Genomic DNA, 12668 nt, shown 5'->3' with positions numbered 1-12668 from the left:
CTCATCGGGCGGACCGCGGAACAGAGCGTGAGCGCGTGTAGTTCACTCATGCCGTGACTTCTCCACGACCGCAGAGCCGCGTGCGCGCCCCCGAGCTGCGCGGCGACGTCTGGCTGAACACCGGCGGCCGCCCGATCACCCTCGCCGAGCTGCGCGGCCGCGTCGTGCTGCTGGACTTCTGGACCAGTGGCTGCATCAACTGCCTCCACGTGCTCGACGAGCTGCGTCCGCTGGAAGCCGAGTTCGCGGACGTGCTGGTCACCATCGGTGTCCACTCGCCGAAGTTCCTGCACGAGGGCGAGCGCGCCTCGATCGAGGCCGCGGTCCGCCGCTACGAGGTGCACCACCCGGTGGTCAACGACCCCGAGATGGAGCTGTGGTCGCAGTACGCGGTGCGCGCGTGGCCGACGCTCGTCGTCGTCGATCCCGAGGGGTACGTCGTGCACGTCGCCGCGGGCGAAGGGCACGAAGAGGCGCTTCGCCGCGTCATCGCGGACCTCGTGAAGAAGCACGAAGCCAAGGGGACGCTTCGCCGCGGCGGCAGCCCGTACGTGCCGGTCGAGGAGCAGCCCGGCGAGCTGCGGTTCCCGAGCAAGGCCGTCGCCACCGCCGAGGGGCGCGTCCTGGTCGTCGACACCGGGCACCACGCCATCGTCGAGTTCGCTTCGGACGGCGAGACCGTCATCCGCCGCTTCGGCAGCGGGGCCCGCGGGAGCCAGGATGGTCCGTTCGACATCGCGACCTTCACCGAGCCGTCGGGCATCGCCCTCCTGCCGTACGACATCGCCGAGCGCGTCGGCTACCACGCCGTCGTCGCCGACACGGCCGGCCACCGGCTGCGCGGCCTCGACCTGATCACCGGCGAGGTGACGACGGTCGCCGGCACCGGCGCGCAGTGGCGCAACGGGCCGGACTCGGGCAAGGCCGCCGAGGTCGACCTCACCAGTCCGTGGGACGTGGCCTGGTGGGGACCGGCCGGCGGGGTCGTCGTCGCCATGGCGGGCAACCACACGCTGAGCGTGTTCGACCCGGTCGGCGGCACCATCCGCCGCTTCGCCGGGACGACCGTCGAAGGCCTTCGCGACGGCGACGCCGGCGAAGCGTTCTTCGCGCAGACGTCCGGCCTGGCCGTGGACGGCGACAAGCTGTGGCTCGTCGACGCGGAGACGTCGGCGCTGCGCTGGATCGAGCCCGACGGCGAGTCGTTCACCGTGCAGACCGCGATCGGCGTCGACCTGTTTTCCTTCGGCCACACCGACGGCCCGGCCGACCAGGCGCTGCTCCAGCACCCGCTGGGCCTCGCCGTGCTGCCCGGCGACAAGATCGCGATCGCCGACACCTACAACGGCGCGGTTCGCCGCTTCGACGTCTTCACCCGCCAGGTGACCACGATCGCCACCGGGCTCGCCGAGCCGCAGGGCCTGCTGCTGCACGACGGCGAACTGCTCGTCGTCGAGTCCGCGGGCAACCGCATCGGCCTGCTCCCGACGACCGAGCCGACGCTCGTCACCGGCGACGCGCACGCGGTCCGCCGCCCGCCGACGGTGCTCGCCCCCGGCGAGATCGACTTTTCGGTGGTGTTCACGGCCCCGCCGGGCGAGAAGCTGGACGACCGCTTCGGCCCGTCGACGCGGCTCGAGATCAGCGCGTCGCCGCCATCGCTGCTGGCCGACGGCGGCGGGACCGGCACGGACCTGACCCGCAAGATCCGCCTGGCCCCGGGGGTTGCGGAGGGTGTGCTGCAGGTCGTCGCCCAGGCCGCGAGCTGCGATGACGGCGGCGAGCACCCGGCGTGCCGGATCACCCGCCAGGATTGGGGCGTCCCGGTCCGGATCGAAGACGGCGGGATCCACGAATTGAGCCTGGTCATGGCCGGGCAGCCCCGGACCGACGGGTAACATGCACGCCGTGTCTGACGGGCCGAAACTCGAAATCCAGATGCTGCACGACCGGGTACTCGTGCGGCTGTCGCCGGAAGAAGGGGAGCGCCGCAGCAGCGGCGGCATCGTGATCCCCGCAACGGCGCAGGTCGCGCGCCGGCTCGCCTGGGGTGATGTACTGGGCGTGGGCAACAGTGTGCGGAACGTCAAGACCGGCGACCGCGTGCTCTTCAACCCGGAGGACCAGCTCGAGGTCGAGATCCAGGGCGAGGGGCACCTGGTGATGCGCGAACGCGACATCCACGCGGTGGCGATGGAGCGCACCGAGCACGGGACGGGGCTCTACCTGTAGGTCGGGTCCCGCGAAAGGCAGGCGCGTGGCAGACGAAGAGGTACGCGAGGGCGCGGAAACGCTCGAAGCCGACCGCGCTCATGCGCCGGCCGAGCCCGGAACGGCCGAAGCAACGGCGGCCGAGGTGTGGCCCGACGCCGAGCAAGAGCTACCGGCGACCGAGCAGACCACCGCGGCGGCTGCGGCGGAACTGGTGATCGAGCCGCCGCCCGCGCCGGTTGAGTCGCCGCCCGCGCTGGCTGGCCCGCCGCCTGCGCCGGTTGAGTCGCCGACCGTGGCCGAACCGCCTGCAGCGTCTGCCGAGCTGGTCAGCGATGCGGTGCTCGAGTGGCCCTCAGCGGCTGACCTGCCGCCCGTGGCCGAGCCGCCCGGCGATGCGGTGCTCGAGTGGCCCTCAGCGGCCGGCCCGCCGACCGTGGCCGAATCACCTGCGGCGGCCGTTGGCGTTGTGGCCGAGCCCGCGACCGAAGTCGTGCCCGCTTGGCCGCCCGTTGTCGCCGCTCCCGTTCCGGGCAGTGGCGCCGGGACGACCGATCTCTTCTCCGATGACCTGCTCGGCGAGCTCCTCGAGATCCCCACGCCACCCCCGGCGCCGGAGACGCCCGCCCGGAAGCTGCGCAAGGGCCTTGCGTGGACCATGATGTCCATCGGGCTCGCCCTTGGTCTCTTTGTCATCCTCTACGCCATCGATCTCGCCGTCAGCGCCGGGGATGTGCCGCGCGGGGTGACCGTGGCCGGCGTCGAGGTCGGAGGGCTCAGCCATGCCGAAGCCGAAGCCAAGCTGCGGAAAGAACTCGAGCCGCGGCTGATCCGGCCCGTTGTCGTGCACGGTGGGGATGTGCAGGCCGAACTCGTGCCCTCGCAGTCCGGGCTCGGGCTCGACTGGCCGAACACGCTCGGCCTCGCCGGGCACCAGCCGCTCAGTCCGATCACGCGGATCATGTCCTTCTTCACCAGCCGCGAGGTCGGGGTGGCCACGCGCACCGACCAGAACCAGATCACCCAGGCCGTGCGCGAGCTGGCCGAGGGCAGGCTGAACCACCCCGCCACCGAAGGCACGGTCGGGTTCACCCCCATCGCGGGCAGCGACGGCGGGGTCACCGCCCACCCCGTCCTGCCGCGGCAGGGCCAGCAGCTGACCGACCTGGCCGGCGCCGTGCACACCGTCACCGACCACTGGCTCGACCCCGGCGGGGTCAAGCTTTCCATGGCGATCACGCCCGTGCGGGCGACCGCCGCCGGGGTGCAGGCCGCGTGGCAGCAGATCGTCGTGCCCGCCGTCGCGAAACCGGTCGTCGTGCACGGCGAAGGCAAGGACGTTCCGCTGAAGCCCGCGACGATCGCGGCGTCGTTCCAGTTCGCCGTGGTCGAAGGCGGGGCCGTCGAGGTCCGGATCGACCAGGGCAAGCTGCAGGCGGCCCTCAAGGACCCGCTCGCGAGCACCGAGACCGACGGCAAGGACGCGCAGGTCGTCTTCACCGGCGACCAGCCGGCGGTCGAGCCCTCCGAAGACGCCCGCAAGGTCGACTGGGAGAAGACCTTCCTCCCCCTGATCGACGTGCTCAAGAAGACTGACGGACGAGATCTCCCGGTCGTCTACAGCGCGTCCGCACCCAGCGTGACCACCGACGCCGCCAACGCGCTCGGCATCAAAGAGGTCGTCGGCGAGTTCACCACCGGCGGCCTGACCGGCCCCGCCGCGACGAACAACCGGACGCTCGCCGCCCGCGTGTCCGGCACGATCGTCAAGCCCGGCGAGACGTTCAGCCTCGGCGGCCGCTCCGGCCCGCGCACCGCGGCCGCCGGCTACGTGGCCGCCCCGGTCGACGAGGACGGCATCGGCCCGTCCGTGGTCGGCGGCGGCGTCTCCCAGCTGGCGTCCACTTTGTACAACGCCGCCTACCTCGCCGGCCTGGCCGACGCCGGCCACCTGGAGCACGACCACTACCTCGACCGCTACCCCGTCGGCCGCGACGCCAAGGCCGTCAACGCCGACGGCAGCCCCGTGGAGCTCAAGCTGACCAACGACGCGGCGACCGGCATCGCCATCCAGGCCACCGTTTCCGGCGACTCGGTGACCGTCCGGATCTGGGGCACCCGGCACTTCCGCGTCGAGAGCCAGACCGGAGCGCAGACGCCCGGCGACCCGCCGCCGATCCAGTTCGGCTCCGGCGAGGCCGGCTCGTGCCAGCCCTCGATCGGTTCTTCCGGCTTCAGCGTCACCGACACGCGCGTGCTCTACGACCTCGCGAGCGGCACCGAGCTCCGGCGGACGTCGCACACGGCGACCTACGGGCCGCGCCCGACCCTTCTCTGTTGAGTTGTCAGCGAAGGACCATGCACCCCGCCTCCTCGAAGTCGCGCAGCCACGCCGGCTCCCGGAGCTGCTTGTTCCACCGCAGATCCAGCTTGTCCAATTTGGACAACCCAGCCAGTGACGCGGGCAGTGTCGTCAACTGGTTCTCCCGCAGGTCGAGCTGACGCAGCTCACTCAGCAAGCCGATCGACGCCGGCAGCGAGGTGAGCCGGTTGCCGCGCAGGTGCAGCTCCCGCAACGCACCGAGCGCCCCGATCGACTCGGGCAGCGCGGCCAGCTCGTTGCGGTACAGCCGGAGTTCACGCAGCGCCGCGAACCCCGAGAGGTCCGGCGGCAGCGCGGTGAGCCGGTTGTCCGTGCACCCCAGGTACCGCAGCTTTCCCAGCCGGCACCAGGCATCCGGGAACTTCGTCAGCCGGTTGTCGCTGATGTACAGGTACTCGGTGAGCCCGGCCAGCTCGCCCAGCTCGTCCGGCAGTGAGTCGAACCGGTTGTGCGCCAGGTCGAGCGTGTGCAACGACGTCAGCGCCGAGATGCCCGGCGGCAGCGAAGAAATCCGGTTCGCCGCCAGGTTCAGCACGCGCAGCCCGGTCAGCGACCACAGCGACCCGGGCACCTCCGAGATCGAGTTCTTGTACAGATCCAGCCGGGTGACGCCGTCCGGCAGCGCAGGCACCGACGTCAGCCCCTGATCGCTCAGGTCCGCGTACGTCACGACGCCTCCCGCCGGGTCAGGGGCAGCAACGCCCACGTCGCCCTGTCGTCCGGAGTGGACACCTGGATCCGCAGGCCCGGCGCTTCCGAGACCGCCAGCTCGGTCAGCCGGAGGCGCATCCGGCCCGCCCGCGGGTGCTGGAACTCCCGCAGCCGCGGCCGCGGTTCCGCCACCTCGTGCCGCGCCCACAACGCGGCGAACTCCGGGCACAACGCCGACAGGCGCCGGATGTCCTCTTCCCAGACCGGGTCACCGACGTGCCTGCCGTATTCGGCCCGCATCCGCGCGACCATGTGCGGGACCTCCTCGTCGTAGTTCAGCAGCATCCGCCGCGCGTTCGGCTCGGTCACGCAGCACCACAACAGGTTCTTGTGCAGGCACGGCAGGCTGTGCCACTCCCAGAACAGCTCCTCCTGCGCCGCGTTCGACGCGAGGATGTCGAACCGGCCGTTGATCACGGTGGCCGGCAGCGGATCGAGCGCGCGCAGCACCTCGCGCACCGTGTCCGGCACCACCTCGACCGACGACGGCAGCCGGGACGGCGTCAGCTCCGCCAGCCGGTACAGGTGTTCCCGCTCGGGGTGGTCCATCCGCAGCGTGCGCGCCACCGCGTCGAGCACCTGCGCGCTCGCGTTGATCGGCCGTCCCTGCTCCAGCCACGTGTACCAGGTGACGCCCACGCCGGCGAGCAGCGCGACCTCCTCCCGCCGCAACCCGCTCGTGCGACGGCGCACGCCGGGCGGCAGCCCGACCTCTTCGGGGCCGATCCGCGCCCGGCACGCCTTGAGGAACTGGCCGAGTTCCTCCCGGCGGCTCGTGTGGACCTGCGCTGACGTCATGCGGAACATGGTGCCCGAGGGGTACGACAATTTCCGTTGAAAGCAGGTGCTCCCAGTACCAGCACCACCAGGCTCTCTCCGCCCACAACCGAAGAACCCCAAGGTCAGGGGCATGACACTGACCACCCCTGCCCCGGCCACCCCGGACCGGGCCGCCCGGCCGGACCGGCGGCCGTGGTTCATGCTCGCCGTCCTGCTGCTCGGCCAGTTCATGGCGCTGCTCGACGTCACCGTCGTGAACGTCGCCATGACCGACATCCGCACCGACCTGCACGCGTCCGGCGCCGCGCTGCAGCTCGTCGTTTCCGGCTACACCGTGGGCTACGCGATGCTGCTGATCACCGGCGCCCGGCTCGGCGAGCTGTTCGGGCGCCGACGGCTGTTCGTCACCGGCGTCGTCGCCTTCACCGTCTGCTCGCTGGGTTGCGGCTTCGCGCCGGACCCGGTGACGCTCATCGTCGCGCGGATCGCCCAGGGCGCCGGCGCCGCACTGATGATGCCGCAGGTCATCAGCGTCATCCAGGCGCAGTTCAGCGGTCCGGCACGCGCCAAGGCGCTCAGCGCGTACACCGCGGTCATCTCGGTCGCGTTCGTGTCCGGCCAGGTGCTCGGCGGCGTGCTCGTCGGCGCGGACCTCTTCGGCACGGGCTGGCGGCCGATCTTCCTGGTGAACGTGCCGATCGGGGTGCTCGTCGCCGCGCTCGCCCTGCGGCTGGTGCCCGGCGGCGCGGCGAAGGCGGGCCGCCGGCTCGACCTCGCCGGCCTCGCGCTCGCCGTGCCCGCCGTGGTGCTCGTCGTGCTGCCGCTGGTCCTCGGGCACGAAACCGGCTGGCCGGTGTGGACGTTCGTCTCGCTCGCGGCAGGCTTGCTGCTGGCGGTGCTGTTCGTGGTCGTGGAACGCCGGGTGCGCGACCCGCTGGTCAACCTCGGCGTGCTGCGGGTCCGCGGTGTCGCACCGGGACTGGCCGCGCTGGCCACCGGTGTGGCGTCCTACGGCGGGTTCCTGTTCTGCGTCGCCTTGCACCTGCAGGCGGGCCTCGGGGAGACGGCGCTGGCCGCCGGGCTCACCATGGCACCCGGTGGGGTGGTTTTCGGTGTGTGCGGATTCTTCTGGCACAAACTGCCCGTGCGCGTCCACGCGGCACTGACGCCGTGCGGCTACGTGGGGTCGGCGGTCGCGTATGCGTTGCTGGGGTTGAGCCTCGAGGACGGTGGAAGCGGCGGCGCGCTGTTCTTCGCCGCGCTCCTGCTGTTCGGCCTTTCCATGGGCTTGGCGTTCGGGTCCCTGATGGCGCACGCGCTGACCCACGTCCCGCTCGAAAGCGCGGCGGACGCCAGTGGCCTGCTCACGACGACGTTGCAGCTGGGCCAGGTCGTCGGGGTGGCGACGTTCGGGAGTCTCTTCTTGACGCTTGCCGGCGGTTCGTCGGCGCACGCCATCACCACGACGATGACCTGGGCCGCGGCCCTGCTGCTGGTGGGCGCCGGGTTCGCCGTCGCGCTCGCCCGCGTGTCGGCCCGGCGGTAGCCACGGAAAAGCCCGGCCGGTTCACCCGAAGGTGGACCAGCCGGGCTGGTTCCTGGGGTTACCGGGTTACACCACGTCGGCCGTACGCGCCCGCGGCGATGCTGACACCGATCGCGGCCAGCACGACCTGGGTGAGGATCTCCAGCCAGTCGATGCCGTCCGTGTGGGCGTAGCCGAGGCCACGCGCGATGGCCGTACCGATGAAGGCGGCGATGATACCGATCACGATGGTCAGCCAGATCGGGATGTTCTGCTTGCCGGGAGCGAGCAGCCGGCCCAGAACGCCGATGATCAGCCCGACGACGATGGCGCTGATGATGCCGGCGACAGTCATCACTATCTCCTCTCGGTGGTCGCGGGTCCGGCCACTCGGTCCCGCGAACTCGGAGACGGAATGCCCCGGCGGGATGACCTCGAAACGCCGGAAGGGCCCCTTCCGGGTGGAAGGGGCCCTTCGGCGGAACACGTTGATCAGAACGCGGCTTCGTCCAGCTCCATGAGTGCGTTGTCGGCGGCTTCCACGATGGCGCGGCGGGCGGTCAGCTCCGGCAGCACCTGCTTCGCGAAGAACGAGGCCGAGGCGATCTTGCCCTCGTAGAACGGGGTGTCCTTGGCGGACGCGCCCACGTCGAGCTTGCCGATCGCGACCTCGGCGTGCTTGAGCAGCTGCCAGCCGATGAGCAGGTCGCCGACCGACATCAGCAGGCGGACCGTGTGCTGGCCGACCTTGTTGATGCTCTGCGAGTCCTCCTGGGACGCCGTCAGGTAGCCGATCAGCGAGCCGAGCATGCCCTGGGTGTCCTCGAGGGCCTGCTTGAGCAGCGCACGCTCGTTCTTGAGCCGGCCGTTGCCCGCCTCGGACTCGATGAACTTGGTGATCTCCCCGGCGACGAAGGCCAGCGACTGGCCCTTGTCGCGGACGATCTTCCGGAAGAAGAAGTCCAGTGACTGGATCGCCGTGGTGCCCTCGTACAGCGAGTCGATCTTGGCGTCACGGATGTACTGCTCGATCGGGTAGTCCTGCAGGAAGCCGGACCCGCCCAGCGTCTGCAGCGACTGCACGAGCTGCTCGGTGGCCCGCTCGGAGCCGACGCCCTTGACGATCGGCAGCAGCAGGTCGTTGACGCCGTGCGCGAGCTTCTGGTCGCCCTCGCCGGTCCACAGCTGGTCCTGGAACGACGCCGTGTAGAGGTACACCGCGCGGAGGCCCTCGGCGTAGGCCTTCTGGAGCATCAGCGAGCGGCGGACGTCCGGGTGGTGCGTGATGGTGACGCGCGGGGCGGCCTTGTTCAGCATGTTCGGCAGGTCGGCGCCCTGGACGCGCTCCTTGGCGTACTCGAGCGCGTTGAGGTAACCCGTCGAGAGCGTCGCGATGGCCTTCGTGCCGACCATCATCCGGGCGTACTCGATGACCTGGAACATCTGCGCGATGCCGTCGTGCACCTCGCCGAGCAGCCAGCCCTTGGCCGGGGTGCCGTGCTGGCCGAAGGTCAGCTCGCAGGTCGTCGAGGCCTTGATGCCCATCTTGTGTTCGACGTTCGTGACGTAGGCGCCGTTGCGCTCGCCCAGCTCGCCGGTCTTGGAGTCGAAGTGGAACTTCGGGACGAGGAACAGCGACAGGCCCTTGGTGCCCGGCTTGGTCTCGATGCCGGGACCTTCGGGGCGAGCGAGCACCAGGTGCATGATGTTTTCGCTCATGTCGTGCTCGGCCGAGGTGATGAACCGCTTCACGCCGTCGATGTGCCAGGAGCCGTCCTCCTGCTTGGTGGCCTTGGTGCGGCCCGCGCCGACGTCGGAGCCGGCGTCCGGCTCGGTCAGCACCATCGTGGCGCCCCAGGCCCGGTCGATCATGATCTGGGCCCAGTGCTTCTGCTCTTCGGTGCCGTTCTTGTTCACGATCATGGCGAAGTTCGGGCCCGCCATGTACATGAACAGCGGGGCGTTCGCGCCCAGGATGAGCTCGGACGCCGCCCACTGGACGGTCGGCGGAAGGCCGAAGCCGCCGAGGTCGTTGGTCAGGCCGAGGCGCCACCACTCGCCGTCCAGGAGCTGCTTGTAGCTCTTCTTGAAGGACTCGGGGATCTTGACGCTGAAGGTCTTCGGGTCGTACACGGGCGGGTTGCGGTCGGCGTCGGCGAAGGACTCGGCGAGCGGGCCGGTCGCGAGCTTGTTCAGCTCGGACAGCACCCCGCGGGCGGTCTCTTCGTCGGATTCGGCGAGCACACCCTTGCCCAGGCGCTCCTGCACGCCGAGTACCTCGAAGAGGTTGAACTCCAGGTCTCGGACGTTGCTCTTGTAGTGGCCCATGTCGTCACTCCAATGTGTTCGGCTCCCCGGCCGGGCACATATTCGCCTTACTCGCCGGTAACTTCAGGATATTACCTGCGGGTAACTGGAGCAAGCAGATCCGCACTTCCGAGTAGCCGAAATCCACCCGAATGTTGCCTTCCGCCTGGGAAAGGGCGGTCAGCGGCTACCGGGGATCGCCGTTGTGTCCGCCGTCACGGGGACGTGCCCGTCCTCGGGGCGCGCGATCAGGATCCCGCCGCGGAAGGCGATCGTCACCGCGTGTGTCCGGTCTCGGGCGGAAAGCTTGCGCAGGATGCTCTTCACGTGGGTCCGGACGGTCTCGACCGACAGGAACAGCAGCTTCGCGATCGCCGAGTTTTCGAGCCCCTCGGCGACCAGCTGGAGCACCTGGTACTCGCGCCTGGACAGCGGCATCGCGCCGCGTGCCGCCGGCGGGCTGTCGTGGGCGAGGTCGCCCTTCGGGGCGGTCGCCCGCTTCGGCCGGGCGGTCAAGGCGGCCAGCGCCGGGTCGATGTAACGGCGTTCGCTGTGCGCGCGCCGGATCGCTTCGGCGAGCCGCCGTGAATCGATCGACCGCGGCACGATCGCGTGCGCGCCGGCGGCGATCGCGGCCGCGAGGTACTGCTGCGTGCGATTCGCGTCACGGATCAGGATGACCAGGAGCAGCGCCGGGTCGCCGGCGTTGAGCAGTTTGGTCAGGTGGCAGTTCGGGTCGAGTGCCGAGTCCAGGAGGACGACGTCCGGCTTGACCTGCTCGCACAGCTGCAGGGCCGCGTGGTGGCTGGCGGCTTGCCCGGCCCAGTGCAGTCCCTGGTTGCGGTGCACGAGCGCGGCGAGGCCGTCGCGGAAGATCGGCACGGGATCGACGACCGCCACGCCGAGGCTGCGCCCGCCGGGTCCGGCGGGCCCTGTGGGCCTGCGGGTGGGCTCGATGCCGTGCATCGCGGGCCTCCGTCTCTGCGCGGTCGCTCCCGGGTGCCGGACGTCTCCGGCACCGTCCGGTTCCCTGCTTGGACCGGCCGGAAGTGACTCTTCCTGCTTGGTACGAGTCGCGATTGCGCAGCTCATGACGCCAAATCCCCCTCATGGCCCAATCCGCCGGTCACAGCAAACTTTCCGTAGAAGTCGATCATGGGGCGGTGGCGCGGCCGGGGTGAGAAGGACCTGATGGGGCAGTCGGCGCTACTGAGGGTGGCCCGGAGCGCGTTCAACGATTTCGACAGTCATCCGATGCCGCCCGAAGCCGGGCGAACTCGGCCGCCAGCCCGGCCGGTGTCCAGTGCGCGTTGAGGCCGCTCGGGTTCGGCAGCACCCACACCTGCGTGTCGCCGATCCGGTGTTCCTGTGGGCCGACTCGCGCCTTGGGGAAGCCGAACGCGGTCCGGTAGGCGGTGATCCCGACCACGGCCAGCCACCGCGGCCGGTACTCGAGCACCTTGGCGACCAGTAGTTTTCCGCCTTTGCGCAGCTCGTCGTCGGTCAGTTCGTCGGCTCGGGCGGTGGTCCGGGCGACGACGTTCGTGACGCCGAGGTGGAGGTCGAGCAGCTGGTCCTGCTCGCTGGGGTCGTACAGCCGCGGGGTGAAGCCGCCCTTGTGGAGTGCGGGCCAGAAGCGGTTGCCGGGGCGCGCGAAGTGCCGGCCGACCGCGCCGGAGTAGAGGCCGGGGTTGATGCCGCAGAAGAGGACGTCGAGACCGGGGGCGATGACGTCGGGGATGGTGGCGTTGTGCGCCGCGGCCAGCTGGTCCTTCGTGGGTCGGGTGCTCACCCGTCCAGTTTCCGGCACGCTCGGGTTCGCCGCCCTCGTCGCGTGGGGTAGCGAATTCACCACGAACCTGCGTAACCTGTGTGATCTCCCGCACAGCGCCGTACCGAGGAGGATTTCGTGCAGCTTCCGATCGTCCTCGGACTGGTCGCGCTGGTCTTGGCCGTCGCCGCGCTCGTTGTCGTCCTGGAAGACCGGCGGGCCGCCAAGCGGGCCGCGCTGCAGCGGAAAGCCCGGCTAGCGCGTCTCGGCGAGGTGGACCCGCTCGCTCCGGGCCGGCTGCACGTCGACCGTTGAACGCCGGAGCGTCAGCAGCAGCGCCCCGAACACCCAGCCGGCGACGGCGCCGAACGTGTTGTTCATGAGGTCGTCGACGTCGAAGATCCGGTAGGCGTACGGCGCCGTGCCGAAGTTCGCCGTGAGCTGGGTGAGCTCGATGAGCAGTGACGCCGTGAAGCCGATCAGCGCGGTGCCGGTCAGGCCGCGGCGCCACAGGATCCGCGCGAACACCCCGAGCGGCACGAACAACAGGAGGTTCAGGCACGCCTGCTGGAACGTCTGCGTGAGGAACCACTGCCCACCGTGCTTGAGCAGCTCCGTGTGGATGTCGGCGATCCACTGGAACGGGTGCAGCTGCACGGTCTGGCCGAGCCGGCGGGTGCCGGGGCCCGGCAGCGGCAGGAAGACGACCGCGAGCGTCATGCAGCCGTAGAGCAGCACCGCCGCCGTGGTCGCGATGCCGCGCAGCCGCAGGCCGCCGTGCCGGGCGAGCTGGGTGATCAGCTGCGGCACCAGCACCACGGCCCACAGCGCGAGGAAGGCGATGAAGCCGTACTGCAGGGCTGTGACCTGTGCGTTCGTCATGCCACCGACGTTATGGATCTTGCCCCCGGTGCCGCTTCGGTCGAAGAGCCCGACGGCCCGGACTCACCATCGGCCACTCGGCCGACCCGCCCGCGGCC

The 12668-nt window shown here is 70.5% G+C and carries 12 protein-coding genes; 5 read left to right on the top strand and 7 right to left on the bottom strand.

Translation table 11 applies throughout. From position 1 onward, the window contains the following. The first annotated feature begins 80 nt into the window (after positions 1-80). The 3 genes from QRY02_RS36720 to QRY02_RS36710 all read left to right on the top strand — a co-directional run bounded on the left by QRY02_RS36720 (position 81) and on the right by QRY02_RS36710 (position 4552). Positions 81-1898 carry an NHL domain-containing thioredoxin family protein gene (locus QRY02_RS36720; protein WP_285994022.1) on the top strand — a complete coding sequence of 606 codons (1818 nt, stop codon included), beginning with the start codon at positions 81-83 and terminating at the stop codon, positions 1896-1898. Position 1899: 1 nt separating this feature from the next. Further along, a complete protein-coding gene (locus QRY02_RS36715) occupies positions 1900-2232 on the top strand; it encodes a GroES family chaperonin (protein WP_285987362.1) in 333 nt (110 codons plus the stop codon). A 190-nt stretch (positions 2233-2422) separates the two neighbouring features. After that, positions 2423-4552 carry a VanW family protein gene (locus tag QRY02_RS36710; protein ID WP_502874290.1) on the top strand — a complete coding sequence of 710 codons (2130 nt, stop codon included), beginning with the start codon at positions 2423-2425 and terminating at the stop codon, positions 4550-4552. 4 nt (positions 4553-4556) lie between these two features. Here the strand turns inward: QRY02_RS36710 and QRY02_RS36705 are convergent, their stop codons facing one another. Both QRY02_RS36705 and QRY02_RS36700 read right to left on the bottom strand, forming a co-directional pair. Further along, positions 4557-5264 (bottom strand): leucine-rich repeat domain-containing protein, encoded by a 708-nt coding sequence (locus tag QRY02_RS36705; protein WP_285987361.1) that lies wholly within the window; start codon positions 5262-5264, stop codon positions 4557-4559. Continuing rightward, positions 5261-6103: a helix-turn-helix transcriptional regulator gene (locus QRY02_RS36700; RefSeq protein ID WP_285987360.1), complete on the bottom strand. Its 843-nt coding sequence runs from the start codon at positions 6101-6103 to the stop codon at positions 5261-5263. The genes QRY02_RS36705 and QRY02_RS36700 overlap by 4 nt, the downstream gene beginning before the upstream one ends. Before the next feature lie 112 nt (positions 6104-6215). Here QRY02_RS36700 and QRY02_RS36695 point away from each other — a divergent pair, with 112 nt between their 5' ends. Beyond that, on the top strand, positions 6216-7631 hold the full coding sequence (locus tag QRY02_RS36695) for an MFS transporter (RefSeq protein WP_285987359.1): 1416 nt from the start codon (positions 6216-6218) through the stop codon (positions 7629-7631). Positions 7632-7689: 58 nt separating this feature from the next. On the opposite strand, the gene QRY02_RS36690 is transcribed toward QRY02_RS36695, so the two are convergent. From QRY02_RS36690 to mug, 4 genes are all read right to left on the bottom strand, one after another. Further along, entirely contained in the window at positions 7690-7965 is a 276-nt protein-coding gene (locus QRY02_RS36690) for a GlsB/YeaQ/YmgE family stress response membrane protein (protein ID WP_285987358.1), read from the bottom strand. Positions 7966-8102: 137 nt separating this feature from the next. Then, positions 8103-9938, bottom strand: coding sequence for an acyl-CoA dehydrogenase (locus QRY02_RS36685; protein ID WP_285987357.1), 1836 nt, complete (start codon positions 9936-9938; stop codon positions 8103-8105). Positions 9939-10097: 159 nt separating this feature from the next. Next, positions 10098-10883, bottom strand: coding sequence for a response regulator transcription factor (locus QRY02_RS36680; protein WP_285987356.1), 786 nt, complete (start codon positions 10881-10883; stop codon positions 10098-10100). Between the two features lie 265 nt (positions 10884-11148). After that, positions 11149-11709 carry a G/U mismatch-specific DNA glycosylase gene (mug, locus tag QRY02_RS36675; protein ID WP_285987355.1) on the bottom strand — a complete coding sequence of 187 codons (561 nt, stop codon included), beginning with the start codon at positions 11707-11709 and terminating at the stop codon, positions 11149-11151. 117 nt (positions 11710-11826) lie between these two features. Here mug and QRY02_RS36670 point away from each other — a divergent pair, with 117 nt between their 5' ends. Continuing rightward, positions 11827-12003: a hypothetical protein gene (locus QRY02_RS36670; RefSeq protein ID WP_003058066.1), complete on the top strand. Its 177-nt coding sequence runs from the start codon at positions 11827-11829 to the stop codon at positions 12001-12003. Here the strand turns inward: QRY02_RS36670 and QRY02_RS36665 are convergent. After that, complete coding sequence (locus QRY02_RS36665; RefSeq protein WP_285987354.1) at positions 11944-12570, bottom strand: VanZ family protein; 627 nt, start codon at positions 12568-12570, stop codon at positions 11944-11946. The genes QRY02_RS36670 and QRY02_RS36665 overlap by 60 nt on opposite strands. Positions 12571-12668: the final 98 nt, after the last annotated feature.

It is taken from the genome of Amycolatopsis sp. DG1A-15b (assembly GCF_030285645.1).
Classification (GTDB): Bacteria; Actinomycetota; Actinomycetes; order Mycobacteriales; family Pseudonocardiaceae; genus Amycolatopsis.
Note: the sequence above shows the minus strand (reverse complement) of the source record. Positions and strands in the feature narration are given on the sequence as shown.